This is a genomic window from Dysosmobacter acutus (genome assembly GCF_018919205.1).
In the GTDB taxonomy this organism is placed as follows: domain Bacteria; phylum Bacillota; class Clostridia; order Oscillospirales; family Oscillospiraceae; genus Oscillibacter; species Oscillibacter acutus.
The window spans coordinates 1,141,179-1,167,589 of record NZ_JAHLQN010000001.1; the positions used below are offsets into that span (position 1 = coordinate 1,141,179).

Genomic DNA, 26,411 nt, shown 5'->3' on the forward strand with positions numbered 1-26,411 from the left:
GGAGAATACAAGATGAAAACTGTTTACATTCCCAAGGGAGAAACCGTCCATTATGAGTCTCTGGCAACGGAGCATTTGGTGGTGCATGGCCGCCTTCATGTGACCTACGGCGTCAAGGCGCAGAGCATCACCGGAAGCGGCGTGATCGACGCCGGCAGCATCAACGCGGATACCGTCTGCATCGACGATGTGGAAAGCGGCACCGTGATCTGCAAGCGCCTGATTGCCAAGCGTGTGCAGGCGCCGGAGGTGTTTGCCTCCGAGAGTGCCGCCGTGTCCTGCTTCCTCTCCGCAGCCTATGTGGAAACGGGAAAGCTGACGGCAGCGATCAGTGAGGTGGATGAGGTCGTGGCGCAGGAGGTCGTGAATCTTACACCGAAAAAGCGCACCCTCTTCGGTACACTCTTTGCCTCCATGCTGCGCTCGTTCTGGACGGCGCTGACCGCGCCCGGGCAGAAAGCTGAAGTTCTGGACGCTGAATTTGTGCCCGCGCAGGAAGGCCACACGGAAACTGTGCAGAATGAAGGGAGCGCGGAGTTCTCTGCATCTGACCAGAGCGCACCGGAAGTCGAAGAAAAGCAGGAAGAGACAGTGGACGAGGAACTCAACCGTATCGTTGGGCTCTTTAAGCTCTCACGCGAGCAGGGTTATACCCTCAAGCTGATTCCCGGGACACCGGAGGAAAACGCGCCTGTTTTCGATTTTGAAAACGAGCGCATCCTTCGCCCCGCAGCTTAATCGCCTATGTGTGAAGTAAAAGTGGAAAGCAGAACCCGCGTAGAGGAACACGGCCGCACCGTGCTCTATGAAAAGATCTATCGCGGTGTTCCGACGCAAGGCGGCGGACTGCGCCTGCTGGCATATTATGAGCGGCGGATTCCCCTTGCCCGTATGCAGATGGAGCTGCGGGCGGTGGGACACGAAAAAGAATGGAAGGGAGCGGCGTGAGCCGCCCGAACGGAAGGCAAGGAACAGATCTTGTTCCTTGCCCTCTTTTATCCGAAAATAAAGGAGGATACAACATGTCTATCAAATCACAGGAAGGTCACATGCGGCAGCTTGCGCTGCTGCTGACCGCTGATTTAGGTTGCATCTTTGGCGAGAGGGAAAGCGGACCCAATGGAAGTAAGAAAGCTTTTTTGAATGTGGGGAAGGTATTCCTCCGTGCCCTTGCCAAGGATCTTGGACTGCACGAGGTTACAGTCAGTGCAAACAGCGGCGGCATCGCGGTGTCGGGAACATGCTCCCTTTATGGAATGTGGGAGGACGGCGGCATTGCAGTGTGGATCGAGCAGCGCTTATGCGCGGATGGGAAGGTGCTTTGCTATCGGACGATCCGAAGCAGCAGGGACTTCAAAGGCGGATACAATCATTTTCTCACCAGCAGCGACCTGAAAACCTGGTCATATCCGCAGCTTTTGGAGACGCTGAGTGCTTTGCGGAAGGATGGGTGCCGTTATGAGCGAGCTGCCTGACCTTTCCGCGCAAAAGCCGTATGCTCTGGATCAGCTTGCGCAGCTTAAAGGTAAGATCATCCAGCTCTCCCAAAGCATGGTTTTGCAGCGGGCGCGGATTGAGCGCTGCCGCCAAAGCGACCTTGCCGCAGCGCGGGACATTTACGCGGAACTGAGTAAGACGCGGGAAGCATTGGTGGAAGCACTTGCGCAGACGCAGCTTTTCCTCATGGAAATGGAGGAGTACGCACTTGCGAAAATATCCGGACAGCTTCGGCAGGGCCTTGCGGGATTTGCATTGATGAGCACCGGCTATAAGAGCGTCTACGAGGCTCTGAGCCGTTTTGCCTCATCCCTTCCTGTAGGGCAAAAGACCAATGCTGCGGTGGTAGGTCGGCTGATGAACAACATTAAGCTGGGCTATTACCCAACAGACCCGGATAATATCGATCTTCTTTTGCGGGGGATCAAATTTCCGGAGGGTGTGACCACGAACTTGCTGGACCCCTGCTGCGGCTGCGGCAAGGCACTTCGACAACTGGCACAGGGCAATAACTGCTATGCCTATGGCGTGGAACTGGACGAGAGCCGCGCGGAGGAAGCGCAGACAAGGCTTCACCGCGTGGGCTTCGGCAGCTTCTTTCATAGCAGCATCAGCCGCGAAGCTTTCCATCTGCTGTTTCTCAACCCGCCGTATCTCTCGGTCATCAATGAGAGCGGCGGACGCTCCCGGCATGAAAAGCGATTTCTGATTGAAAGCCTGCCTGCGTTGGCATACGGCGGCCTACTGATCTATGTGATTCCCTATTACCGTTTAACGCCGGATATCTGCCGTATCCTTGTGGACAATTTTGATGATCTTACCGTCTGGCGCTTTACCGAGAGCGAATTTCGGAAATTCAAGCAGGTAGCGGTGCTGGGTGTCCGAAAGCCCCGGGGGACAGAACTGCAGGATACCCTCTGGCTGGAGGAGCTTGCGTCCGCGCCCATGTCCATTCGCTCTCTTGCAGAGATGCCGGAAGAACGCTACGCTCTGCCAGATCACACGATAGAGGTCAATGCCTTCAAGGGAGAGCGATTCAATCAGAAAGAATTGGAGCAGCAGCTTCGGCGCTGCAACAGCTTTGCACAGATGATGGCGCGCAGCGAACTGGACAGCGGCGTAAAGCGGCCGCTGCTCCCGCTCTCCATCAGTCAGATCGGACTGATCGGCGGCTCCGGTATGATCAACGGCCTCATAGCGTGCGATACGCCGCACATCATCAAAGGCCGCATCGTCAAGGTCATCCGCACAGAGAGCGAGGAAAAGTTCAGCGTGCAGGGCAATCACATTGGCAGCGAAGTGAAAGAAACCATTACAAACAAAATGATTTTCAATGTCCTGACGCCAAACGGCTTTAAGGCATTGACATGAAAAGAGGCGGAATTTATGCAAGACAAAAAAGCGCGTTTTCGCTGCGGTCAGCTCTGTGCGACGCCTGCGGCATTGGATAAGGTCGGAAGAGCAGGGCTGATCCGGCTTTTGGAACGCCATCTGAGCGGCGATTGGGGTGATACCTGTGAAAGCGATGCAAGGACCAATGAGGAGGCGCTTCGCAGCGGGAACCGGATTATTTCATGGTATCAGGTATCCAAAGAGCTTCGCATTATGATCATCACGGAAGCGGATCGCTCCGCAACGACGATCCTGCTGCCGGAAGAATATTGAGGTGAATGAGAATGAAGTTTTGCAACATGGCAGTTGTTGTCCCGATAGATCAGCTCACCGGCAGCAAGGCCGCGCTCAGCGCGCAGGTTTGGGGACAGGCATCCAATCTGCTGATGCCTGCCTTGGGAAAGCTGTACCGCCAGTTCCATCCCGCAAATGACGCATGGGGACATAAGCTCACCAGTCCTTTCGGCGTGGCGCTGGGCTGTCAGGAGCCGGAGCTGTTCTTAACGCTCTTCCTGGCCGGGCAGCAGACACAGCAGGAGGCCGTTGCATTTCATGCAGCCGCCATGATCAAAAAGGTGGATATGGACAAGGCGCAGAAAGCGGGCGATTCGCTTATCTGCCCCGTAGTGGTCGATGGCAGCGATCCGGAGCTGATGATTCACGCGCTGTGGCACATTTCGCTGCAAAAAGGCGCACCGCTCCCGGACTGCGGGATTTACTATACCGCCCTTGGCCGTGCGGTCGCGTCTCAAGAGGAACAGCGGGCGATTCTGGCAAACCCCGCCGGATATGCCATTTGCGTCGTGCGGCTCAGCCCGGAGGTGGAAAAAGATGACTGCATTTGATCGGAATGTTTTCGTAAAAATGCTGCTTTCTGTTTCGCAAAAAGACGACGCGGCGTTATTCCCCAAATCAGAGCGCAGCCCATATATCCAAAAGCTGCTGGAAGCCTTTGATAAAGAAGAAACCATTGACCTTTCTATCATTGATTGGGATGCGTTCCAAATAGAGAATGTAACGCCCGAAAATTATGAGCGGGTCTATCATCGGGTCTTCGATGGTTGGATACAGGGCTTTATCCACTACTGTCGGAAAGCTCCTGTTTTCCAGCGGCAAGAGCGTTCTTTCTTTTGAGGTGCCGGTTATGTATGGAATTGAGTATGAAGACGATATCCTGCTGCTTCTGCGTATGATTAAATTCCTGCATATGCAGTCTCCGGATGCCGCACACATCTTTTGCCAAAGCTACCCTGTCGTTGATATGGAGGAGCTTCTCATGGTGATCGATGAAGTTATGTGGGATATTTTTGACGATGTGAACTTTTTCTTCGATGAAGAGTATGAAGCGACCGTCGTGCAATGCTCCCATCCAATCATCGACCGGCTGTATGAGCAGGGGCGTGCTTCTGATCCGAAGCACGGAAGCAGGCAAAGCGTATGGAGTAAAAAGCTGCATGATATTACTGAGTATTTCGTGCTGGGGGCAACAAACTCCGTTAACAAATTCTCACAGCATATCGCCGGAGATCATGTCGTTCTGGAGTTTTGCCTGTCGCCGGATTACTACGAGCCGCTCTATTTTGCAAATTCGCTGGTGGATCTGCTTCGTTACTGCCAATGCAGTGTCCGGCGAATAGAGGCAAAACTTGCTGAGAGAGAAACGGAAAACATAAGAAAGGAGGCTGCCTGATGCAGCCGGCTGAAAACAAGGATTATTCGAGAGATGTCATTCTGCGGTTATCTCCCACCAGAAATACGATCATTGTAGAGGAGCAAAAACCGGGTGGCATTGCCGCCTACAGGGAAATTGATCCTCTGGAGCTGTACTATGTTATCAACCAGAGCTATGCCAGCAATGATTATCTGGACAGCGGCTTTCTTCCGGAACACTGCCTTCACCTATCCATGTCCGCTACGGAGAAGTATTTCGTGCTTTGGAATCCGGAACTGCGGGCAGATGTGATTTACGGGGACAAGGAATACCCAAATTTTCCGATTCCCCGCATGGTGTTTGGCGTGCGGGTTCTGGAAAACGGCAAAGTCGCGGAGTGTTCCATGGGCGTCGTTGCCGATGAAACGCCAACCGTGGATACGCCGATGTTCTTTTACCCCTTTTCCAATGTCCATTCGGATGATCGGGTCTGCACGGGCAACAATGTGCTGCCGCGGTATCGAAAGATTTCCGCGCTGAAGAACTTTCCGCGGTATCTGTTGGGTCTACCTGACAACGACGATATGTATGACAGGGAGCATAACAGATTAAAGCTTTCGCACGGAGAACTTCTGGAACAGCTCAAGGACAAAGATCCCACATATTACTACACGGACATTCTGGTTTCCAATGGAAAAACACTGGGAGATTTTATCAGCAGGAGGTAGCATCATGGCACAGCTTAACCCAAAAGAAATGCAGCAGGCTCTCGCAAAGCCCTTCGCCCCGGAGGATCTGGAATGGCGGCTGCAGAACACGATAGAAGAGAAGATGCGCGGCCTGGCCGTTCCCTATGTGACAAACCGCGCCATTCAGAACCGCCTGGACGAGGTCTGCGGGCCGGAGAACTGGTATAACGACTTCAAGCCCTGGCATAGCAACGGGAAAAAGGAGGCGCAGCTTTGCGGCATCGCCATCTACTTTGAGGGCCGCGGCTTCATTACCAAGTGGGACGGCGCCGAGGACTCAGATATCGAGGCTGTCAAGGGCGGCCTATCCGACAGTATGAAGCGCGCTGCCGTCCAATGGGGGATCGGCCGCGTGCTGTACGACCTTAATACCGTCTGGGTCGAGATTGAGAAGCGCGGGCGCAGCTTTGTGATCAAGGACAGCGAACGCGCCAAGCTGGATAACGCTTATCTGAGCGCGCTGAAGCGTCTGGGGCTGACACCGGCCGCGGCCTGCGGCATTCAATCGCTGCTGACGCCGAAAACCCTGCCTGGGCAGACAGCGCCGGAGGAAAACGCGACTGCAGCAAATCCGCAGCCAAAGCAGGGAAATTCCCAGCCCACGCCTGCACCGGCTTCGCAAAGAGCAGAGTTGCCTACGACACTGAGCGCTTCACAGCAGACTCTGCCCGCACAGCAAAGCAGAGCGGCAGCTTCCCGCACAGTTCCCTTTACCCCGCCGCAGAGCGCAGCGCGGCAGAGAACAGACTGCTATGTGGTTCTGAGCACCAAGGTACAGGGCGGTATGAGCGGCAGCAGCACGCTTGTTACGCTCCGAGCGCCGGACGGCAAGCAGATCCCGGCCTTCGCCCGCGGCGCACGGCCCGAACTGAGCGCAGGCACCGTTCTGAGCAATGTAAAGCTCACCATGCGTCAGCAGGATACCGTGGCATTTTACGTGCTGGAATCCTACGAGATTGTCCCACAGGAGGACAGGGCGGCGTAAACAGCGATTCATCGAAAAACGGAAAGGAGCAATTCTTTGAAAAAGATTGAGCAGTTTCAAATCACCAGCCTGATGCTTTCGGGCTTCAAGTCCTATGAGGAGCCGACAGAACTGGTGTTCGGCAATCCTACGGTCATCACCGGCGGCAACGGGCGGGGGAAAAGCAGCATTGCAGACGCCATCGCCTTTGCCGTTACCGGCTGTCCCTTCTTTGGAGAGCGTGGGATTGACCGCCTGCACAATGAGAATAACCCCGATGTCGCCATTCGGATGTGCTTTGTGGACGAAACAGGCACGCTCCATGAGCTCAATCGCACCCGCAGGAAAAACCGCATGACCATCACCTATGATGGCTATGAGATCCGGCAGTTGGATCTGGCAGATCTCTTTGGAGAGCGGGATGTATTCTTGTCCATTCTCAATCCTCTGTACTTTATTGAGGAGTTGGGCGAGGATGGAAAAAAGCTTTTGGAGCGATATCTTCCGACGATTCCTCATGAAACGGTACTCTCTCAGCTATCTGAGCCCGTGCGGGAACATCTCAAAAACGAGACGATTCTCTCGCCGGAGGGCAGCCTCAAGCGCTGCCGGGAGGAGATCCGAGGTCTGGAGGAACGCATTACCTATCTGAGAGGCCAGAAGGACTTGGCGGCGTCGCAGGGGGAATCCCATGAGCAGGCCGAGCAGGAGCTGACCTTGCAGGCAGACACCCTTCGCGAGGAAATCGCGGAACTGGAGCAAAGGCAGTTTTCCGGCATGGATGTAAGTGACATGCAGGAGCGGCTTGTAGAACTGAGCGGACGATATGAGGAAGCTGCCAGGGATGAACGCACCGATACTTCCAAATTGCGGGAACAGCTTCAGCTTCTTCGGGAAAAGATCGCCCGCAGAGAAGTGGAGAAGTACCAGTCCAAATTCACGGAAGCGTTGGCGGAAGTGTCTGCCAGAGTCAAAGACCTGGGCGTGCGGTATCAGCGGGAAAGCGCTGCATATAAGGCGTTTCATGCCGGTATGGAGTGTCCTGCCTGTCACCGGAGCGTGACAGAGCAGAGCTTGCCCGAAGTGCAGGCGGCGCTGAAAAAAGTGCTCTCCGAGCTTTATGCTGCCGGCAGTGAACAGCGCGCTCAGCTGATAGAGCTTCAGGAGATGGACAAAAAGGCTGCGGATACCTTCGCACAGTTCAAAGAAGATGACCTTGGCAAATGGGCCGCGGAAGCTGCGGAAATGGAGCAGCGCTGTGCCTCGCTTGCGGAGCAGGCTTCCGCAGAAACGGAGCGCCTGCGCGCAGAGATCCAGACGCTGACTGCTGACCTGGAGTACGGCAATCTTTCGCAGTCGGAATACGACCACCTCGGTACATGCCGGGAGGAACTGCGGCAGAGCGAAGCGAAAATAGCGGCGCTTCAGACTATGACGGCGGCGCAGCTTCCTGATTTTGACCGGGAGATCGCGCAGGCCAATGCCAGCATTGCGGAGATCAAGCGCAAAATGGCCAATGTGATCGCGTACATCAGCAAGCGGGCAGAGCTGACCTTCTCGCAGCTTAAAATGAACCGTGTGGAGATCTCACTCTACGATGTGGTGAAATCCACCGGGGAAGTCAAAGACACCTTCAAATTCCAGTATGGCGGTCGCCGTTACGACCGGCTTTCTCTTTCGGAGAAGATCCGGGCCGGCATGGAGGTCTCTGAGCTGATGAAGCGGCTGACGGGACGAAATTACCCCGTGTTTGTCGATAACATGGAGTCGGTAGATGACCTTGCCAATGTAAGGCCAACAGGACAGATCATCATGGCAAAATGTGTCAGCGGCGCGGCGCTGCAGGTAAAACCCGTAAGACCCATTGTCTTTGCGGAGCAGAGAGCCGCATGATGGAGGTGAAACCGTTTGGCCGCAAAAATTTACGATAAGATCCCCATTGTGGACACGGCCAGACGGTGTGGGCTTGTCCTCGACTCCCGGACGCTGCGGCGAAAGGAAGTCGAGGCAAGCTGCCCCTTCTGCGGTGACCACGGGCCGGGGAAATATCATTTAAGCCTTAATACGGATACCGACCAATACCGCTGCAATCTCTGCGGCACCCACGGAAACAGCGTGAGCCTGTATGCACGGATCAAAGGGATCTGTAACAAAGAGGCTTATTTGGAGCTGGCGCATGAGAGCAAGGTCTACCCCTTGCCTCAATCGCCATCTCCCCAAACACAGGAACGGCAGCCCTGCTCATTGGATCAGCGCCATGCCGTGTATTCGGATATGCTGGCGCATCTGACGCTTCTCCCAAAACACGGCGAGAATCTCTTAGAACGGGGCTTGAGCGAAGAGCGCATCCGAAGAAACGAGTATCGCAGTATGCCGGAAACAGAGCGCGGGCGTCGGCTTTTGACCGACCTCCTGCGCAGTCACGGCCATGACCTGCACGGTATTCCGGGCTTTCGCACTTATTATAGCGACTGGACACTCTCCGGCCCCAACGGTTTCTTGATTCCGGTTCGGAACAAGGATGGGCTGATTCAAGGGCTGAAGATCCGTCTGGATGATGCGCAGCAGGCCAATCGCAAGTACCGCTGGCTTTCCAGCCGAAATCTGCCATCCGGCACCCGCAGCTATTCGTGGGTGCATGTGACAGGGAACACCCAAAGCAAGCGTGCGTTTCTGACGGAAGGTCCGCTGAAGGGCGATGTAGCCAGTTTCCTTGCGCAAGATGCGCTCTTTATCTGCATCGGCGGCGTCAACGCGCTGAATGGCTTGAATGATACCATCCGAGGTCTTGGCGTCCGCGAAGTCATAGAGGCGATGGACATGGATCAGATGACCAATCCAAATGTGCGCAGCGCCATTCTCACCATGCGGAAGGAAGTGCAGAAGATACCGGGCATTCGCTATTCAAAGTACACATGGAATCCCGCCTACAAGGGAGTGGACGACTACCTTCTGAGCCGGGCGGCAACGATGTAAAGGAGAAAAAATGTTAACAGCACAAGAGGAAGCGCGGATCATGGCGAAGATCCGAAAAGACGGCTATGGCATTACGCTGGAGCAAATGAAGCAGTATTTCATAGAGCACCGGCGCGCACGGAAAACCGGTGATAAGAAGACGATGGAAAAGATCGAATATCATCTCACCTACATCAATTTCCACTACGAATGTGGGCTGCTGATCTCCGGGCAGTATGATAAGCTCCCGGAGGTCATCAAAAATTGGTGAGGCATCTCACCATAGAAAGGAACGACACGAATATGGACAATGTCATAAACATGGGTGAATTTATCGGTGCCGCCACCGGTGATAAGCGGCACATGTTGGGAAAGTTTCTTTATTTTTCTCTTTCCAACCTTCTGGTAGAGAAAGAGGAACTTTCCGCGCTCTGTGAGAGCATGGGCATTGCTTACGCCGGGTGCAACCGACTCTCGGTGTCGGATGCGTTTCGGTCCGCCACAGGAGACATTCGGGAACGTGTTCCGGTCACCACGGACGGCGAGACGAATATCTACCTCGCCTACTGTCGTGACAATAAGCACACGGCGGGCATTCTCTCCCGTGAGCTGGTGAAGGAAACCTTGAACCGCCATACCAACCAGTACGAAAAGCTGGCGAATATCAGCTGCGGTAAGAACGACGGGATGTTCCGCTGCGATAATCTCGTGCTGGACGATGCGGTGGATGTGCAGGGCTGCTGCCGAAAAGCGGAGGAGCTTTTTGAGCTCTACCAGCGATGCGCAAACCGCAAGCAGATCGAGACCATCTGCGTCAATTTCCTGCGGGGAATGGAGGCAACCAAACTGAGTGTCACCGGCCATATGTACTTTGTCCCCCGCACTTTTATGGAGCGCGTGGATATTTTCGAGGACTTCATCACCCTGCTCAGCGGACTGAATAAAAAGCAGACGCCGCTGGTGGTCAACAGCTTCTACATCATTGACGATGCCAAGCAGCGGGATAAGATGACGGAGGAATTCTATCTGGCAGTGAAAAAGGAGATCGCTGCCTATCAGGAAAAGTGCGACTACCTCATTAAGAGCAGCAGCCAGAGTCCCGCAGTTATGGAACGTTGGGTACTCAAGGTGCAGGCGCTGGAGGAAAAGAAGCGCCACTATGAGGGCGTGCTGCAGCGCGAACTGGACGGGCTGGACGATGAGTTTTCCGTCTTGAAGCTCCTTTCGCAGGAGCTTCAGGTACGGGCCCGGAGCATCCGCTTTCAAAAGGCTGCGTAAGCCTTGAAGCGTACAGACACAAGGCGGGACTGCAAGCGCAGTCCCGCCTTATCCTGTTGAGCAGGCGAACTTTTTGTTGTTTTTTCGCCCGGTATCCCATATAATTCAGGTTAATATGGAATGTTGGCGGCAGAGCAGCTCTGCCGCTCTGGGGAACAATCGGCACCCCTGCAGGAGGTTTCGCACGATGAGCCTGTTACTATGTTTCGTTCTCCTGTTCCTCCTGCGTCTGACGCAGGATCGCGGCATATTGCTGTACCTTTCGGTAGGAATCAAGCCCCGTCTTTCGGAGAATGCTCTTGGTGTGGCTGTAAATGGTGCTCACCTTAACAGAGAATTGAACGCTCATCTCCTGTGGCCCCATGCCGGCAACATAGCCCTCATAGATCTTGCGCTCCGTACTCGTCAGCTTATCCAGCCCGGTCACAAAGATCCGGTACACCTCCGGGTCGATGTCGTCCTTCTGCGCGTGAGCCATCCGGGATGCGTCCGTCTGTACGGTTTCCAACTGACTTTGCGTTTCCTCGACCTGCGCCTGAAGAAATTCGCTTTGCCGCAGGGCCGCGTCCTTCTCGCTCTCCAGCGCGGAAACAGTCTCCTGATGCGCTTCATCCTGCGCCCGCAGAGATCCGGATACGGCGGCAAATTCGCTGTAGCGCATCTGCCCGTCGCCCCGGTTTTCCTCCGTAAGCTGCCGGAGATCCCGCAGCAGCGGAGAGAGGTATCTGCGGCTGAGGACAATGCAGGCCAGACACAGGGCAAAGAGCAGCAGGAACAGCAGCAAAGCGGTCTGCCAGACGCTGCGTACCACAAGCTGCCGGTAATCCTGCGCGGGGATCAGCACCGCCAATGTCCGGCTTTCGCTGTCTCCACCTGCAGCGGTAAAGTCCATGGTTATGCCTACATAGGAAAGGTCCCCGCACTTCATGGATGTCATGCCGTGACGCATGGGCTTGAGTGTGAGACGGTCGTTAATGGGAACATAGCAGTAGTCTCCCGCACCGCCGGTCATCAGACACCCGCCGCTGTCCAGCGTGTTGGACACGCCGCCCTCCGATGCCATGAGGCAGGCAACGCTTTGAAAGCCAGTAGGCTGCTTGTGGTGAGCTGCAAAATAAGTCTGGTTGACCCCAAAGCCGCACAGTCCGTATACCGTGCCGTCCTCCCCGACCATGGGAATGGTCAGCAGAACGGCCCGCTCCGAGGTGCCGGGAAGGGTGATCAGTGCCGAGGTGCGGCAGGAGGCGGAAGATACCGGCGTGGCCGCATCCGCAAGGCATTGCCGGTAATCCGGCAGAGTCTCCGTGTTGAACTCCCGGCTCCATTTCCGGTGGGGCATGACCCCGTGGGCCTTCCCGATCTCCGCCATGCCTCGGTAGAGCAGCAGATCCCCGGTCAGATGCTCGGCGTTGCTCCGCTGGACATACAGCCCGCTGCGGTCAGCCTCGCCGCTGCTCACGCCGATGGCGGCTTCCAGAATGACAAAGGCTCCGGAGCAGTCCGTCTGACGGGCATACTGGCACAGCGGCTCCAGCAGCGCCTCCTCTACCTGTGAGATGGTGTCAAGATTTCCGTCCAGCTCCGAAAAGGTCATGCCCTGTTCGGCCAATGTGTCCTCCAGAATGTCCGTCATATCCTTGGACAGATGGGCGCTCATGCCGGAGACATTCCGCCAGAGGGAGGCCATATCCGAGCGGAACACCTCCATCTGGATGCTCATGCTTTTGGACAGCTCCTCGCCGGGGGTATTGATCCGCCCGAAAATTTGCAGGCTGACCAGCAGCACCGCGGCCAGAAGAAGGCCCATCGCCGCCATGTAGATCACCAGCTTGTGCTTCATGGAGCGGTTGGCGTAGTTCAGTTTTTCCAGTGCATGGCGCATCGATTTTTACCTGCCTGTGGTTCTTTTTTATCCGCATCAGCCCATGGAGCAAAGCATCGTCCATGTCTCGTTGGCCAGCTCATCCACGCTCTCACCGTTCGCAAGGCGGGCGGGATAGGCCTTCTGCGCCTCCCGCAGCGCATCGTAAAGGGCGTTGACCTTGCCGTAATAGCCGGAAAAGCGCGGCTCGGACACCGGTGTATATTCCTGCCTCATGGTGTTCAGCGCGGCGTAGAGATTCTGGTATGCCTGCTGCGGTTCCGGGAAATCCGTATAGTTCTCAATGGCATCGAACGCACCGTTCCGCACGGGCATATAGCCGGTCTCGGCCACAAAATCAAGGTTCCGCTCCGGCTCCGTCAGCCAGTGGACGAACAGGCTCGCGGCCTCCGCCCGCTTTTCATCGGTCTTATAGGCGCAAAGACCCACGCCCGCCTGAGTCATCAGCGCGTCCGCGCCGTCGGTTTTCGGCATGGGCAGGACCTGCAAATTCATCGGCTCCACCGTGCCGTCGAGATAGCTCACCTTATCATTATAGTAGAGGATGGCGGCGGACGAGCCGATGCCGGAGATGGTTTCGCCGGTCATGACCTGCGTATTGGAATAGCGGTCGGACATCTGGATATGCCCCTGCACCAGAGCGCGGGCAAATTCCAGCCAGCTCTCCTTGAAAATGGCGTTGTCCGTGTCGTACCAGCCGTCCTCGGTATAGAAATCCTCCGCACCCTGCTCCATGGCCCGCAGCTCCACAGCGCGGAGAGGATAGTCCAGAGCGCAGAAGGTCTTGCCGCCGCTGTAGTCATAGAAAGCGCCGGCGGTCTGATAAAAGCCCTCCCATGTGGTAAGGTCGCTGTACTGCGCGCCGGTGGCGGCGGAGAAGCGGTCAAAGGCGGAGCCGTTGAGCATCAGCACATGGGTGGATTTGGACATGGGGAATACCAGCAGCTTGCCGTCCGCCGTGCCGTCGTCCAGAAAGCCGGAAACGAACTCCTCGCGCTCCTTCTCGGTAAAGAGGTCGTTCCAGTCCACCACGTTCTCTGCCCCCAGCGCCATCGCATCCCCAATGTGGCAGGTGAACACATCCGGCATCTCCGGAAGCTCGGAGCCGCCCGCCTGCGCCTGCAGCAGAAACGCACCGATCTGAGAGGCGCTGCTGGTAGCGGTGACGGTCACTCGCACGCCCTTTTCCGCGCCCACCGTCCGGTTGAACTCGTCCACAAGCTCGTCCATGGGAGAGCCGGACTGCTCGCCGTAGACGTGCCAGAAGGTCAGCGTCACAGGGTTATCCTTGTCCAGCAGCGATTTCTCGCAGCCGGTGAGGGAGAAAATCATCAGCGCCGCCAGCAGCGCGGCAAAAAATCTTGGTTTCATGCGTTAAACCTCCAGATCGAACAGGCGTTTGGCGAATTGGCGTATTTTTGATGGTTTTTGAAAATTTTTTTGTCTCCGTCTACCCAATTTCGGGTTTTTGGAGATGACAGGAGCGAGGAAATATGGTACACAACAGGAGAACGGACGGTCAAGCAACACTTCGGAGCGTCCGGTCAGCAGAGAGAAATCGGAAAGGGGTACCCCTTTCCGTTGGAGCTATGCTCCAACGGAAGGACCGCTCGCCCCCATTTGATTTTCTCGCATTATAGCACAACCCCCAGTTCTTCGCAAGAAAAAACGGAAGGGAGGAATGTCTGTGGCCGAATCACAGAAAACAGCAACGTACAAGGTCGTTGCGGACGCCGGAGGCGGGCGGGTGTTTCGCTTCTACTGCGACATCTCCGGTGAGCTGTGCTGCGTGACCAAGCCCATCCGGGCGGACACGGAGGAAGCGGCGCTGGAGATCGCGTGGGACAAGGAGGGCAAGTGGGAGTTCAACCTCTGCCCCAAATGCGGGAAGTATGTATCCTCCGCTATGTTCAATGTCAACGCGGGGCTGTGTCTGGACTGCGCCCCGTGGGAGGACGAGTACCCCTCGTTCTGCCATCACTGCGGCGTCCGCCTCCAGGAACCGGACGCCTGCTTCTGCCCCATCTGTGGAGCAAGATTGCAGGTGGGCGGCACAGACGGAAAGGAGGGAGCCGCCGAATGACAAACTATGACCTGAGAACCCGGAAAGCTTTGCGGCAGGTGACGCTGCTGGAGTTCGGCTTCGGGCCGGAGACCATGCGGCGATGTAAGCTCTGCCCGGAGTGCGGCAGGGCAAACCCCGCGCAGGACACGCACTGCGCTGACTGCGGCGCGGTACTGCCGGAAAAGACCCTCTATGACTTCTACCTCTCCCGCCACCGCTGCTGCCCCGGCTGCGGTGTGGCTGTCACCGACTACGCGGTGTACTGCCCGGAGTGCGGGACGCGCTTGCCGAAGGCAGGCGTGACACGGAGAAAGGAGACCGCGGTATGAGCTTATTCCGAAAGCGGGAGCCGCCGGCCAGCGGTCCCGGAGCAGAACAGGCCCTGCCCAGAGCAGCAGCCTGCTTCATCACTCCCGCCATGACCCGCCGCGCGGCGGACTGGCTGGGTAATTTGGGCGGCTGCCGTCCGCTGGGTATTCTATCCGACGACTACGACGATGTGGTCTGGCAGTGTACGGCGGAGAGGGCGGATCTTCTGCTGCTGGAGCTGGACTTTTCAAACGGAGTGGAGGATAAGGATGTTTCCTCTCGTTGCGACATCGCCGTCGAGGTGCGGCGGAAGCTGCCGGACTGCCGGGTCTATCTCGTCTGCGAGGACGGCCACCCGGAAAAGCTGGCCGCGCTGGAAAAGGCGGTGGAGCTGAAGCTCATCGACGGCTATTGCATCGGCGGGCTGACCGCCCGGCAGGCGGAAATCTGGCTGGCCGAGACGGCGCGCGCCATGAACGAGCGCACAGAACCATGAACCATGAACCGACAACCGAAAGGAGGACAACGCACGGATGCGAAAACGAATCACATCTCTGTTTTTAACGCTGGCGCTGATGCTGACCCTCATCCCCACGGGCCTGAGCACCACGGCCGAGGCCTATCTGCCGACGCCCAACCCGAACACTCCCCACTCCAACAACGGCTGGGTCGAGCTTTACGGCCCGTATGGCGTTGCCGCATTGAAGGAATACCTCAAGGACGAAAACAACACCTGGTACATGCGGCTGACCGGCAACATTTCACTGGACGATGACAGTTTTGAAGGCATCACCGTCAAGGGAACCAAGTACCTTGACCTGAACGGCTATTCCGTCGATGTCAATAGAGACGGGGGAAAAGAGCTGACGCTGTTCGAGGTGCCGGAAGGCTCCACCATCGTGGTCTGCGACTCCCGCGGCGGCGGCAGAATCCACTACGACGGATACCTGGACATGGATCAGAGTTGCAACAGCGAAGGTGGTCAGGTCAAGTTTAGAGCCATTCGCAACCTGTTCCATGTGGAGGGCACGATGATCCTCAACGGCGGCGAGCTGGACGGCGGCCGCTCCAAGCAGGTCTGGGTAACCTATTCCCATGCCGCCGGTAGTGCCGACTACTATACCGGCTATGTGCGCCAGCAGCTCTACGCCACGGGCATTGATGTCGATGGCGGCACGCTGATCATGAACGGCGGCTCGGTCTGCGGCCGCGGCGATTACCGGGACGCTATTTATGCTTGGAACAGCGGCACTGTGGTCATCAACGGCGGCCGCATCCTCGGCCTCGGCGGTGCAAACGCGCTGCGTTGCCGCGACTATCAGCCGCCCAGCGTAAGCATCCGCGGCGGCTACTTTGAGACCCGCAAGATCGACAAGGAGCACTGCGGCAGGTATCCCGGTGCAGCGCATTCTTCGCCGCATTATGTTTATGAAGAAGGAAGATACGGCGATGTGAACGTGAAGGAGGAGCACCTCTATCCGGGCGCGAAGCTGTCCACAGGCTCCCACAGCGCCACGGTCTCCCCGCCCACCAACGTCAAGACGAACTATGTCAAGCTCGCCACCACCAACAGCAACATCTATAACCCCAACATCGAGGGCAGCGGCACGGTCAGGCTGACCGGGTACACCCCCTATTACACCGAGGACAACTCGTGGGGCAAGCTCTTTGAGCAGCAGTACCTCGGCACGACCGGCACGGGCTACACCCCATATTATATCTTCGCCATCTACGACAAGGACGGCAAGCGCGTATCCGACGAGATCGCGGATGTGTTCACGCCGGGCACGCAGCCCAGCCGGACGGTGAAGGTGAGCGACTTTAAGGCCAAGAGCGGCGGCGAGCTCAAGCTCGACTTCCTCAAGCCCTACACGCTGCGCTGCACCGTGAGCGAGACGCTCAGCACCACGCAGGAATACACCGCCTCGTACTACAACGAGTGGAGCTTCATGAAGGACGTGGTGGACATGAGCGGCATCACGATGACGGGCGAGGTCTGGCAGGCCGACTCCTCGGATGGCGACACGGCAGACTTCATCATGAGGCCCACGGTGACGAACTCCACGAACTTCTCGCACATCACGAGCCTCGACTACGGTAACTTCCGCTTTATCTACTATGTGGACGGGCAGGAGGTCACAGAGGCAGAAAAAGACATCCATATCACCTCTGGATCGAACGCCAGCGCCATCACCGGCTGGGGTCAGAGCTTTTTCGCGTCGCTGCCGGAGGGCGAGCAGTCCCTGCGCTGCGAGTTCGACTTTGAAAGCAATGGCATCCCCTATAACCTCGGCATGACCAGGAAGGTCTATGTCTTCCCGCGCATCTACGCAAGCACCGACTCGGGGAAGAATTACAGCTGGCGCGAGAAAGACAAGGTCAACTGCCCCAAAAAAGAGAACGGCGCTCTCGATTTTGTCTACCTGCGGCCCTATACCAGTACATCTTACCTGACAAGCGCCGGCAGGACCACCAACGACTATGTGTGGCAGTACCGCTCCGGCGGCGAGTGGAAGGATGTCATCGTGACCAGCACGGGGACGGGCTATCAGCAGTCCAGCAGCGTCCCCGGCGTGTGGATCAACAGCGCCGACGGCAAGCTTGCCACCTACCGCTCCGGCGACTACCGCGTAATGATGAACTTCAAAAACGTGAAGAGTTATTCCGCGGCGCCCATCACGGTGGTCGGCAGGACCTACGATGCCAGCGCCCGCGAGGTCTCGCTGACGGCGAGCAAGGACAGCACCGTGTACAACGAGACCGGCTGCACGCTGACGGCCAAGTTCAACCTCGGCGATGCCGACTGGAAAAACAGCTTTTATGCGGATATCGTCCTCCAGCGCGACGGCGTGCCCGAAGGCGCGTGGGGAAAAACGACCGGCAATGAGGTCAGCTGCCGGAGCATCTATTACGGCAACTATACGCAGACGGGCGATCGCATCTTCTTCGATTCCACGGGCACAGCGACCTTCGATCTGACGAGAATAAAGCGGATCGGCGAAGCTGACGACGATAAATTCGTCCCCGGCACGTACCGCTTCATGCTCAAGGTGCCCTATACCGAGAACGATAAAACAAAATATATCTACAGCGCGCCCTGCACGATTCAGATCGACAAGCGCGCCACCGGCGTTGACGTGATGGTGGGCAGCGAGAACATCACCAACGGCGGCGGCACAACGGCCGCCAACGCGCCGAGCTACACCATGCCCGGCAATACGAACATCATCAAACTCGGCTGCCAGCCCATTCAGCCGAATGCCACCCTCCCGCGCAGCCCCACGGTCAAGTGGTACGTGGACAGCGACCGGGAAATTGCAACCATCGAGGAAAGCACCGGCAAGCTGACGGCGCATAGCCCCGGCACGGCGCTCGTCCGCATGAAATACTCCGGCAGCGGCGCGGACTATACGCGCTATGTCAAGGTCATCATCCCCATCGAGGGCTTCCGCATGGGCGAGCCCAACTTCGGCGCGGCGGCTGCCGGCGGCAAGACCTACGAAACGGTGGAGATGCCCATTACGAGCGTGCGCTGCTACAACGGCACATGGGTGGAGAACACGAACAACAAGTACATGAGCGCCGTGGTCAGAACCATCAAGGGCCAGCACGCCGAAACCGGCATCATCAACCGCCTCACCGACCCCGTGCAGTACAACGACAAGTTCACCGCGACCTTTGAGATCAAGCCCAAGGAGGGCTACCAGTTCGTCCTGTACACCTCGTACATCAGCGGCGATTCCTGGTACAAGAAGGCCAACAGCAAGGTCATCCAGTGCAGCATCCCCGGCGACAGCTCCCTTGACAGCGCCATTTTCAAGGGCTGTGAGGAGGGCGGCGAGTACTATAACGGCTCGTACGTCACGCCCGCCAACGCAACGCTGTACTACGCCTACGAGGAGCCTTGCCTGAAGGACCCCACCGGCGGCACGATCTATCTGAACACCGTCTTCCTCACCACCGATGAGCCCATGGAGGGCGACCCGCGCTACGGCGGCACGCTCCCCTCGAACTACCGCAATGATATGCTGAATGTCCGCATCAACACCATTGAGAATATCTTCACCGCGGGCGGCTACCCCTTGCTCTCGAGCGAGAGCAAGGTCTCCAAGGTTCCCGATGTGACGGGCACGGGCACGGCCTACGCGCCGGTGCTGTATGCCGACAAGGACAGCGCGACCAGCTTCAATAATCCCGGCTCGTGGTATGACGTGCTCTATGACGGCAGCAATCCGCGCCCCGACGCCGACCTCATGCGCCAGCGCTACGAGGCGGGCACTTACATCAGCGAGCTGGTCATCACGGCGGGCGTTGCGGCAGACGGCACGAAGTATTACTTCGAGCCCAACACCGCGCTCGTCATCAACGGCTACAAGGTGCAGCTGCTCCATCCCTCGGACAACGGCACGTTCTCGCAGGCCGATGTGTATGACGATGTGTACGGCTACCAGTTCCTCGGCTACTCGCCCGGCAAGCTGAGAGCCACCTACTACATCGTTTCGGACAGACAGCCCGCGTATAACACCGCCACCGTCACGGTGGCCGCGCCCGTCACGGGCGAGAAGGCCGCCGTCGCGTCCGACGCCATCGTCACGGGCGTGACCCGCACCGGCGAGAGCGAGGAGATCGTCAACCACGGCGTTTACGTCCGCAAACTCACATGGTTCATTGATGCAAACGGAAACGGCCAGCTGGACGAGAACGAGGAATGCACGCCTGAAAACGGCCTCACGGCGGACGGTAAGTTCCTCGGCGGCAAGACCTACAGCGTTTACTTCGAGCTTGCCGTTACCGAGGGCATGGGGCGGCTGAACAACGAGGCCTTTACCCTCAAGGTCAATGACCTTGAAGTGCCCATCAACACCACCGCGGCCCAGGGCGTCTACACCTTCCCGGAAACGGAGATCGTGGGCTACGGCGTCTCCGGCAATGTGGAGAGCTTCAACTCCGACACCGACCCCGTGACCATCCAGCTCATTGAGCAGGGCGCCTCCGAGGCGGCATATGAAGTTCAGGTCTCCGGCGGCACCCAGAGCGGCAATAAGTTCACCGCCCCCTACGCCTTCTCCGATGTTCCCACCGGCACCTACACCATGAGGGTCATCAAGCAAAATCACGTCACCCGTGAGTACACCATCACGGTAGGCACGGAAGCGGTGACCCAGGATGTGAAGATTCACCTCAAGGGAGATGTAACGGGAGACGGGAAACTGGATGCAAAGGATAGAACATTCATAAATCGGCACTTGGAAAACTCGCGGCCTTTGAGCGATTATCAATTCCTTTGCGGCGACATTGACGGGAATGGAGTGGTCAATGCCAAAGACAGGACACAAATTAACCGTCATCTGGATGGGTCAAGACCGCTTTGGTAAAGTGGGATACCACAAATCGTCTTAAACCGATGTTCCCGCCCCATACGCCATATGGGGCGGGAAAGAAGGATTAAGAATATAAAAATCACAGAGAAATCTGTGTCGCCGCTTTCGAAACTAAGCGAGACTTCGGAATTGGTGTAAAAATGATGTCCCGCAAATGTATTTTAAAGGAGGAACTTGGTCATGAGCAAGCGAATCAAATCTCTGCTGCTTTGTTTCGTCATGGTCTTTACAATGTTGGCGAATGCAATGCCTGTATTGGCTGTGCAAAATTCCATGCTGACGATATCGACAGACAAAACAAATGTAAAACCCAATGAAGAAATCACTTATACCCTTAAGATGGGGCCTGTTACCAATATGTGTAACTTGTCTGCGTTCTTAAAGCTTTCAGATGGTCTTACACTTACATCCGGTACAGTTCCGGAAGATCTTCAGCAGACAATGGGCACAGACGATCCCCCCACTTTCAACTTAAAAACACTCAAACTGGACACGTTTGATGCGGGTCGTTTAAATGCGGGTTATACATCTACCACCGACACTTTGCTTCTTACTTTTACCTGTACAGTCAACGCTGATGCTACGGGAGATCAAACCGTTACTCTTCAGATTGACACATGGTATGAACAAGATGATGACCTGACGGATATTCAGTATACCATTACCCCCGCTATCGTCACCGTCACCGCCGCGCCCACGCCGGCAACCGGTATCAGCCTCAACAAGGATGAACTGACTTTGACGGCCGGTGCAACCGAAACTCTGACGGCAACTGTCACCCCGTCCGACACGACTGATACAGTGGCTTGGTCTTCCAACAAACCGGAAGTAGCAACCGTTGATTCCACCGGTAAGGTAACTGCAGTAGCCCCCGGCGAAGCGACCATCACCGCCAAGGCTGGTGAGCAGTCTGCTTCCTGCGCCGTGACCGTGAACGAAGCAACTCCTACCCCCGTTCCTGTGGCAAGCATCGAGCTGAACAAGACCGCTCTGACCCTGGAGGTCGGCAAGAATGAGACCCTGACTGCAACCGTCAAGCCTGACAACGCTGAAGACAAGACGGTGACCTGGACCTCCAGCGACGAAACCGTTGCAACCGTTGAAAACGGCAAGGTGACCGCTGTTAAGGCGGGTACCGCGACTATCACCGCCAAGGCTGGTGAGCAGTCTGCTTCCTGCGCCGTGACCGTGAACGAAGCAACTCCTACCCCCGTTCCCGTGGCAAGCATTGAGCTGAACAAGACCGCTCTGACCCTGGAGGTCGGCAAGAATGAGACCCTGACTGCAACCGTCAAGCCTGACAACGCTGAAGACAAGACGGTGACCTGGACCTCCAGCGACGAAACCGTTGCAACCGTTGAAAACGGCAAGGTGACCGCTGTTAAGGCGGGTACCGCAACCATCACCGCCAAGGCTGGTGAGCAGTCTGCTTCCTGCGCCGTGACCGTGAACGAAGCAACTCCTACCCCCGTTCCCGTGGCAAGCATTGAGCTGAACAAGACCGCTCTGACCCTGGAGGTCGGCAAGAATGAGACCCTGACTGCAACCGTCAAGCCTGACAACGCTGAAGACAAGACGGTGACCTGGACCTCCAGCGACGAAACCGTTGCAACCGTTGAAAACGGCAAGGTGACCGCTGTTAAGGCGGGTACCGCAACCATCACCGCCAAGGCTGGTGAGCAGTCTGCTTCCTGCGCCGTGACCGTGAACGAAGCAACTCCTACCCCCGTTCCCGTGGCAAGCATTGAGCTGAACAAGACCGCTCTGACCCTGGAGGTCGGCAAGAATGAGACCCTGACTGCAACCGTCAAGCCTGACAACGCTGAAGACAAGACGGTGACCTGGACCTCCAGCGACGAAACCGTTGCAACCGTTGAAAACGGCAAGGTGACCGCTGTTAAGGCGGGTACCGCGACCATCACCGCCAAGGCTGGTGAGCAGTCTGCTTCCTGCGCCGTGACCGTGAACGAAGCAACTCCTACCCCCGTTCCCGTGGCGAGCATCGAGCTGAACAAGACCGCTCTGACCCTGGAGGTCGGCAAGAATGAGACCCTGACTGCAACCGTCAAGCCTGACAACGCTGAAGACAAGACGGTGACCTGGACCTCCAGCGACGAAACCGTTGCAACCGTTGAAAACGGCAAGGTGACCGCTGTTAAGGCGGGTACCGCGACCATCACCGCCAAGGCTGGTGAGCAGTCTGCTTCCTGCGCCGTGACCGTGAAAAATAGCGATAGCGGTTCTTCCGGCGGCGGTGGCGGCGGCAGCAGCGTCACCACCTACGCCATCACCGTGAAGGACGCCAAAAACGGCGATGTGTCCGCCAACCGCAAGAGCGCCTCCAAGGGCACCACCATCACCCTGACTGTGGCCCCCGATAAGGGCTATGTGCTGGACGACATCACCGTGCTGGACAGCAAGGACAAGGAGATCAAGCTCACCGAAAAGGGCGGCAAGTTCACCTTCACCATGCCCGCCAGTAAGGTCACCGTCCAGGCCACCTTCAAGGCCGAGGCTCCCGTCATCGACCACCCCTTCACCGATGTCCCCGAAGGCAGCTACTATGAGGACGCTGTGATCTGGGCCGTGGATAAGGGCATCACCACCGGCACCAGCGCCACCACCTTTACTCCTGACGGCATCTGCACCCGTGCCCAGGCGGTCACCTTCCTGTGGAGAGCCGCCGGTTCCCCCGCCCCCAAGTCCAGCGCCATGCCCTTTACCGATGTGAAGGCGGGCAGCTACTACTATGACGCGGTGCTGTGGGCTGTGGAGCAGGGCATCACCAAGGGCACAAGCGACACCGCTTTCAGCCCCAACGCTTCCTGCACCCGCGCTCAGATCGTCACCTTCCTGTGGCGTGCCAACGGCAGCCCTGCTGTCAGCGGCAATTCCGCCTTCACCGATGTGGCAGCTGACGCTTACTATGCGGCAGCGGTCACCTGGGCGGAGAAGAACGGCGTTACCGGCGGTATCGGCAACGGCCTGTTCGGTTCCGGCAACAACTGCACGAGAGCCCAGATCGTGACGTTCCTGTACCGCGCGATGAAGTGATCCTCCGGGAATAACGCGCAAGCAAAGCACCGAAAGGCGCGGCGGCATCGCCGCCGCGCCTTTTCCCCCTTGAAAGGAAACGCTTATGAAGAAAAAAATGGGCGTGAAGAATGAATCCCTTCCCACCGAGCGAGGAGGCATATCCATGAAAAAACGAATCTTCCTGCTGGCGGCGCTGGCCGCCGGTCTTGTGCTGTGCCTCGCCGCTTGTGGGGAAACCAACGGAGACCCCGTCACCGTCACCCTCTGGCATGTTTACGGAGGTGAGGTGAACTCGCCCATGAACGCGCTGGTGGAGGAGTTCAACCGCACTGTCGGGCAGGAGCAGAACATCCGCGTGCGGGTGGACAGCGTCAGCAATACCAATGTCATCCACGAGAGCGTGCTTGCCGCCGCCTACGACGATCCCGGCGCGTCCGAGCTGCCCGATCTGTTCATTTCCTATCCCAAAACCGTGCTGGCCCTGCCCGATGAAGACATTCTGGTGGACTATCACGACTATTTCTCCGATGAGGAACTGGATGCCTTTTTGCCGGAATTTCTGGAAGAGGGCACGGTGAACGGCCGCCTTGCGGTGCTGCCCATCGCCAAATCCACGGAAATCCTGTACGTTAATAAGACTGCTTTCGACCGCTTTGCCGCCGCCACGGGCGCCAGCATCGATGATCTTTCCACCTGGGAAGGGCTGTATGCCCTCGCCGAGCGGTATGCGGACTGGTCGGGCGGCAAGTGCTTCTTCGTTCACGACTACCACTTCAACTATTTCCAGGTGGGGGTGGAATCGCTGGGCGAGGACTTTTTCGACAAGAACGGCATTGCCTTCGGCCCCAAATTCGCCTACGCATGGGAGCCCTACGCCAGAGCCGCGCTGACCGGCGGGCTGTGGCTGGGCAGCGGCTATGCGACTGAGCCCCTGCGCACGGGCGACGCCATCGTGTCGGTCGCGTCCTCGGCAAGCGTTCTTTACTATTCCAATGTAGTGACCTATCCCGACAACAGCACCGAGCAGGTGGAGATCATCTCGCTCCCCTGCCCCACCTTTGAAGGCGGGGAAAAGCTCGTCATGCAGCGCGGCGCGGGGCTTTGTACCGTGAAATCGTCGCCCGAGCGTGAAAAGGCCTGCATGACCTTCCTCAAGTGGCTCACCGAGCCGAAGCGGAATGTGGACTTTGTCACGGAGCTTGGCTACATGCCCGTGACAAAGGAGGGCTTCGACGATTATCTGCCCGATGCGATCAAAACGCTGAGCGACCCTATGTACGTTTCGCTCTATGAAGCATTTTTGCGCACGCGGCAGGACTACACCTTCTACACCCCGCCGCAGCGGGAGGATTATCTCGATCTTGAGACCCGCTTTGAAAAAGCCGTGCGCCTGCGCCTGACGGCGGGGCGGGCGCAGTATCTCGAGCAGGGCGAGGATACGCTCGACACGCTCGTGCGCTCCACGATGGAGGATTTTGAGAAGAATTATGGCAAGTGACATGCCGCAGCAGAAAGGAGAGATCGCCATGCTGACGCGCGGAAATCGACATCCGGCTGCCGACACGACGCGCAGTAGCCGCAGCATTGGCAGTCGTCTGGTGCTGTACTGGCTCTGCATGGCGCTCGCAACGCTGTCTGCCGCGCTGTTCCTGCTGAGCGTAACGGGCGTTCTGTCCCGCACGGCACGGCAGTTCGGCGAAACAACGACCCTGCAGCAGAAGAACACCGCTGCGCTGTTCAGCGCCCAGATGGACGCGCTCACCGCGCGCGGCATCGAACTGTCCGAGGCCGTCAGCGGGGAGCTGGAAGGCTTTCTCGCCCGCAGGAACCTTCCCTTTGACGCACTGAACGACGACCCTACCCTCATTGCGCAGCTGGAAAAAAACCTGATCCCCACGCTGAAGACCGCCATGGAAGGCAGCACCTGCAGCGGTGTTTACTTCTGCCTTGACGCGACCGCCAACACTTCGCTGCCCGATGCGGAGAATCACCGCATGGGCGTATACCTGCGCTATTCAAGCCTCCGCTCCATCCCACCAAGCGGCAACACGGCTTACTTCCGCGGCACGGTGGACGCCGCGCGCGAAAGCGGCTTGCAGCTCCATAACCGCTGGAATCCGGAGCTGGACACGTCCCTGATCCCCGGCTATAAGCAGGTGATGGCATGGACGGGCGAGCGCCTTTCCGGCGGCTGCCTCTGGACAGAGCGCGTGCCGCTGCTCGACACATGGGAAAATGTGACGCTGCTGTGTGTGCCCGTGCGGGACGGCGCAGGCCATGTGCGCGGCATCTGCGGTATGGAGCTGAGCGACCTCTACTTCAGCCTTTCCCACAGCGTCGTTTCCAGTTCCTACGGCAGCTTCATCATGCTGCTCGCGCCAATCAACGGCGATACGCTCCTTCTCGATAAGGCGATGCTGGGCAGCACGGAGGGGACGAATCTTTCCGCTTCCGGCACGATGAAGATCAAGGAAGGGCGCGATTACGACACCTTTGCGTGGAACGACACGACCTATCTCGGCAAATACCAGATCGTTCCCGGGCGGCTGGCGGACGGCTATCCGCTCGCGGCGGTAACACTGGTGCCCGAGAGCGGATATCGCCACCACGCGCAGGCCGCGCGCATCGGCTGGGTGCTCGGCTCGCTCGCCTTCCTCGCCGCCATGCTGGCGCTGACCGCCGTTCTCGCCCGCCGCTTTACCATGCCCATCACGCAGGGCTTTGAGGCGGCCAGAAGCTGCGAGCAGGACTGGAAGCCCACCGGCATTCGGGAGATCGACGAACTGACCGCCTACTTCCATAGCCAGCTGCGCGAGAGCCGGCCGGACGACGCCCTGCCAATGCAGGTCGAGAACCTCATCAGCGAACTCATTGACCGCTCGCGCGGGCTGACGAGTACCGAGCGCATCATCTTGCGTTACTATGCCGAGGGCTACGGCGTTAAGGATATTCCCGACCTGCTGTTTATCAGTGCGGGTACGGTCAAGGGGCACAACAGCCACATCTACAGCAAGCTGGGAGTGGATTCCTACGACGCGCTCAAGGCGTATCTCGACATTCTCAAGCGCTGCGGACGGCTGGAGGAGATGCTGCAGGGCGGCGGTAAATGATCGCACCGATGAAAAAGGCTGCCGGTTGGCAGCCTTTTTCATATCGATAACGGACGGGGCTGTTTTTCCCGTGCCGCAGCACCTACCCAAAGGGCGAACATCTCTATCAAAAGACGGAGGACGGAAAAACCGTCCTCCGTCT

23 protein-coding genes are annotated in these 26,411 nt (G+C 57.6%); 21 read left to right on the forward strand and 2 right to left on the reverse strand.

Features of this window, described 5'->3' with window-relative positions; translation table 11 throughout:
- Positions 1 to 12: 12 nt before the first annotated feature.
- The 14 genes from KQI82_RS05545 (at position 13) to KQI82_RS05610 (ending at position 10,486) form a co-directional block, all read left to right on the forward strand.
- Positions 13 to 738 (forward strand): hypothetical protein, encoded by a 726-nt coding sequence (locus KQI82_RS05545; protein ID WP_216631876.1) that lies wholly within the window; start codon positions 13 to 15, stop codon positions 736 to 738.
- A 6-nt stretch (positions 739 to 744) separates the two neighbouring features.
- A complete protein-coding gene (locus KQI82_RS05550; RefSeq protein ID WP_216631877.1) occupies positions 745 to 948 on the forward strand; it encodes a hypothetical protein in 204 nt (67 codons plus the stop codon).
- 74 nt (positions 949 to 1,022) lie between these two features.
- A complete protein-coding gene (locus tag KQI82_RS05555) occupies positions 1,023 to 1,475 on the forward strand; it encodes a hypothetical protein (RefSeq protein WP_216631878.1) in 453 nt (150 codons plus the stop codon).
- On the forward strand, positions 1,459 to 2,868 hold the full coding sequence (locus tag KQI82_RS05560; protein ID WP_216631879.1) for a DUF6094 domain-containing protein: 1,410 nt from the start codon (positions 1,459 to 1,461) through the stop codon (positions 2,866 to 2,868). Before KQI82_RS05555 ends, KQI82_RS05560 begins: the two co-directional genes overlap by 17 nt.
- A 15-nt stretch (positions 2,869 to 2,883) precedes the next feature.
- Positions 2,884 to 3,162 carry a hypothetical protein gene (locus KQI82_RS05565; protein WP_216631880.1) on the forward strand — a complete coding sequence of 93 codons (279 nt, stop codon included), beginning with the start codon at positions 2,884 to 2,886 and terminating at the stop codon, positions 3,160 to 3,162.
- 26 nt (positions 3,163 to 3,188) lie between these two features.
- Positions 3,189 to 3,734, forward strand: coding sequence for a hypothetical protein (locus KQI82_RS05570; protein ID WP_216631881.1), 546 nt, complete (start codon positions 3,189 to 3,191; stop codon positions 3,732 to 3,734).
- Entirely contained in the window at positions 3,721 to 4,023 is a 303-nt protein-coding gene (locus KQI82_RS05575; protein WP_118624643.1) for a hypothetical protein, read from the forward strand. The genes KQI82_RS05570 and KQI82_RS05575 overlap by 14 nt, the downstream gene beginning before the upstream one ends.
- A 10-nt stretch (positions 4,024 to 4,033) precedes the next feature.
- A complete protein-coding gene (locus KQI82_RS05580) occupies positions 4,034 to 4,579 on the forward strand; it encodes a hypothetical protein (protein ID WP_216631882.1) in 546 nt (181 codons plus the stop codon).
- Positions 4,579 to 5,268 carry a prokaryotic E2 ligase family D protein gene (locus KQI82_RS05585; RefSeq protein ID WP_216631883.1) on the forward strand — a complete coding sequence of 230 codons (690 nt, stop codon included), beginning with the start codon at positions 4,579 to 4,581 and terminating at the stop codon, positions 5,266 to 5,268. The genes KQI82_RS05580 and KQI82_RS05585 overlap by 1 nt, the downstream gene beginning before the upstream one ends.
- 4 nt (positions 5,269 to 5,272) lie before the next feature.
- The gene (locus KQI82_RS05590; protein WP_216631884.1) at positions 5,273 to 6,274 is read left to right on the forward strand and encodes a Rad52/Rad22 family DNA repair protein; all 1,002 of its coding nucleotides are present in this window, start codon (positions 5,273 to 5,275) and stop codon (positions 6,272 to 6,274) included.
- Between the two features lie 36 nt (positions 6,275 to 6,310).
- On the forward strand, positions 6,311 to 8,146 hold the full coding sequence (locus KQI82_RS05595; RefSeq protein WP_216631885.1) for an AAA family ATPase: 1,836 nt from the start codon (positions 6,311 to 6,313) through the stop codon (positions 8,144 to 8,146).
- 15 nt (positions 8,147 to 8,161) lie between these two features.
- Positions 8,162 to 9,229 (forward strand): hypothetical protein, encoded by a 1,068-nt coding sequence (locus KQI82_RS05600; protein ID WP_216631886.1) that lies wholly within the window; start codon positions 8,162 to 8,164, stop codon positions 9,227 to 9,229.
- A gap of 40 nt (positions 9,230 to 9,269) precedes the next feature.
- Positions 9,270 to 9,479 (forward strand): hypothetical protein, encoded by a 210-nt coding sequence (locus tag KQI82_RS05605; RefSeq protein ID WP_216631887.1) that lies wholly within the window; start codon positions 9,270 to 9,272, stop codon positions 9,477 to 9,479.
- 32 nt (positions 9,480 to 9,511) lie between these two features.
- The gene (locus KQI82_RS05610) at positions 9,512 to 10,486 is read left to right on the forward strand and encodes a DUF6744 family protein (protein WP_338148951.1); all 975 of its coding nucleotides are present in this window, start codon (positions 9,512 to 9,514) and stop codon (positions 10,484 to 10,486) included.
- A 199-nt stretch (positions 10,487 to 10,685) separates the two neighbouring features.
- Here KQI82_RS05610 and KQI82_RS05615 read toward each other — a convergent pair whose 3' ends face one another.
- Positions 10,686 to 12,368, reverse strand: coding sequence for a helix-turn-helix transcriptional regulator (locus tag KQI82_RS05615; protein ID WP_216557304.1), 1,683 nt, complete (start codon positions 12,366 to 12,368; stop codon positions 10,686 to 10,688).
- A 36-nt stretch (positions 12,369 to 12,404) separates the two neighbouring features.
- Positions 12,405 to 13,739 (reverse strand): ABC transporter substrate-binding protein, encoded by a 1,335-nt coding sequence (locus KQI82_RS05620; RefSeq protein ID WP_216557307.1) that lies wholly within the window; start codon positions 13,737 to 13,739, stop codon positions 12,405 to 12,407.
- Between the two features lie 316 nt (positions 13,740 to 14,055).
- On the opposite strand from KQI82_RS05620, the gene KQI82_RS05625 reads away from it, so the two are divergent.
- The 7 genes from KQI82_RS05625 (at position 14,056) to KQI82_RS05655 (ending at position 26,269) form a co-directional block, all read left to right on the forward strand.
- Positions 14,056 to 14,451: a hypothetical protein gene (locus tag KQI82_RS05625; protein ID WP_216631889.1), complete on the forward strand. Its 396-nt coding sequence runs from the start codon at positions 14,056 to 14,058 to the stop codon at positions 14,449 to 14,451.
- A complete protein-coding gene (locus KQI82_RS05630; protein WP_216631890.1) occupies positions 14,448 to 14,762 on the forward strand; it encodes a double zinc ribbon domain-containing protein in 315 nt (104 codons plus the stop codon). The genes KQI82_RS05625 and KQI82_RS05630 overlap by 4 nt, the downstream gene beginning before the upstream one ends.
- Positions 14,759 to 15,238, forward strand: a complete 480-nt coding sequence (locus KQI82_RS05635) for a hypothetical protein (protein WP_216631891.1) — start codon at positions 14,759 to 14,761, stop codon at positions 15,236 to 15,238. Before KQI82_RS05630 ends, KQI82_RS05635 begins: the two co-directional genes overlap by 4 nt.
- A 37-nt stretch (positions 15,239 to 15,275) precedes the next feature.
- Positions 15,276 to 20,117 carry a dockerin type I repeat-containing protein gene (locus KQI82_RS05640; RefSeq protein ID WP_216631892.1) on the forward strand — a complete coding sequence of 1,614 codons (4,842 nt, stop codon included), beginning with the start codon at positions 15,276 to 15,278 and terminating at the stop codon, positions 20,115 to 20,117.
- 549 nt (positions 20,118 to 20,666) lie between these two features.
- Entirely contained in the window at positions 20,667 to 23,177 is a 2,511-nt protein-coding gene (locus tag KQI82_RS05645) for an Ig-like domain-containing protein (protein ID WP_216631893.1), read from the forward strand.
- 145 nt (positions 23,178 to 23,322) lie between these two features.
- Positions 23,323 to 24,657: an extracellular solute-binding protein gene (locus KQI82_RS05650; protein WP_216631894.1), complete on the forward strand. Its 1,335-nt coding sequence runs from the start codon at positions 23,323 to 23,325 to the stop codon at positions 24,655 to 24,657.
- Positions 24,647 to 26,269: a helix-turn-helix transcriptional regulator gene (locus tag KQI82_RS05655; protein WP_216631895.1), complete on the forward strand. Its 1,623-nt coding sequence runs from the start codon at positions 24,647 to 24,649 to the stop codon at positions 26,267 to 26,269. The genes KQI82_RS05650 and KQI82_RS05655 overlap by 11 nt, the downstream gene beginning before the upstream one ends.
- The last annotated feature ends 142 nt before the right edge of the window (positions 26,270 to 26,411 follow it).

Excerpts from the sequence above, each read along its gene's own strand:
- KQI82_RS05545 (WP_216631876.1), top strand. The coding sequence starts at position 13 with ATGAAAACTGTTTACATTCCCAAGGGAGAAACCGTCCATTATGAGTCT.
- KQI82_RS05550 (WP_216631877.1), top strand. The coding sequence starts at position 745 with ATGTGTGAAGTAAAAGTGGAAAGCAGAACCCGCGTAGAGGAACACGGC.
- KQI82_RS05555 (WP_216631878.1), top strand. The coding sequence starts at position 1,023 with ATGTCTATCAAATCACAGGAAGGTCACATGCGGCAGCTTGCGCTGCTG.
- KQI82_RS05560 (WP_216631879.1), top strand. The coding sequence starts at position 1,459 with ATGAGCGAGCTGCCTGACCTTTCCGCGCAAAAGCCGTATGCTCTGGAT.
- KQI82_RS05565 (WP_216631880.1), top strand. The coding sequence starts at position 2,884 with ATGCAAGACAAAAAAGCGCGTTTTCGCTGCGGTCAGCTCTGTGCGACG.
- KQI82_RS05570 (WP_216631881.1), top strand. The coding sequence starts at position 3,189 with ATGGCAGTTGTTGTCCCGATAGATCAGCTCACCGGCAGCAAGGCCGCG.
- KQI82_RS05575 (WP_118624643.1), top strand. The coding sequence starts at position 3,721 with ATGACTGCATTTGATCGGAATGTTTTCGTAAAAATGCTGCTTTCTGTT.
- KQI82_RS05580 (WP_216631882.1), top strand. The coding sequence starts at position 4,034 with ATGTATGGAATTGAGTATGAAGACGATATCCTGCTGCTTCTGCGTATG.
- KQI82_RS05585 (WP_216631883.1), top strand. The coding sequence starts at position 4,579 with ATGCAGCCGGCTGAAAACAAGGATTATTCGAGAGATGTCATTCTGCGG.
- KQI82_RS05590 (WP_216631884.1), top strand. The coding sequence starts at position 5,273 with ATGGCACAGCTTAACCCAAAAGAAATGCAGCAGGCTCTCGCAAAGCCC.
- KQI82_RS05605 (WP_216631887.1), top strand. The coding sequence starts at position 9,270 with ATGGCGAAGATCCGAAAAGACGGCTATGGCATTACGCTGGAGCAAATG.
- KQI82_RS05610 (WP_338148951.1), top strand. The coding sequence starts at position 9,512 with ATGGACAATGTCATAAACATGGGTGAATTTATCGGTGCCGCCACCGGT.
- KQI82_RS05615 (WP_216557304.1), bottom strand. The coding sequence starts at position 12,368 with ATGCGCCATGCACTGGAAAAACTGAACTACGCCAACCGCTCCATGAAG.
- KQI82_RS05620 (WP_216557307.1), bottom strand. The coding sequence starts at position 13,739 with ATGAAACCAAGATTTTTTGCCGCGCTGCTGGCGGCGCTGATGATTTTC.
- KQI82_RS05630 (WP_216631890.1), top strand. The coding sequence starts at position 14,448 with ATGACAAACTATGACCTGAGAACCCGGAAAGCTTTGCGGCAGGTGACG.
- KQI82_RS05635 (WP_216631891.1), top strand. The coding sequence starts at position 14,759 with ATGAGCTTATTCCGAAAGCGGGAGCCGCCGGCCAGCGGTCCCGGAGCA.
- KQI82_RS05640 (WP_216631892.1), top strand. The coding sequence starts at position 15,276 with ATGCGAAAACGAATCACATCTCTGTTTTTAACGCTGGCGCTGATGCTG.
- KQI82_RS05650 (WP_216631894.1), top strand. The coding sequence starts at position 23,323 with ATGAAAAAACGAATCTTCCTGCTGGCGGCGCTGGCCGCCGGTCTTGTG.
- KQI82_RS05655 (WP_216631895.1), top strand. The coding sequence starts at position 24,647 with ATGGCAAGTGACATGCCGCAGCAGAAAGGAGAGATCGCCATGCTGACG.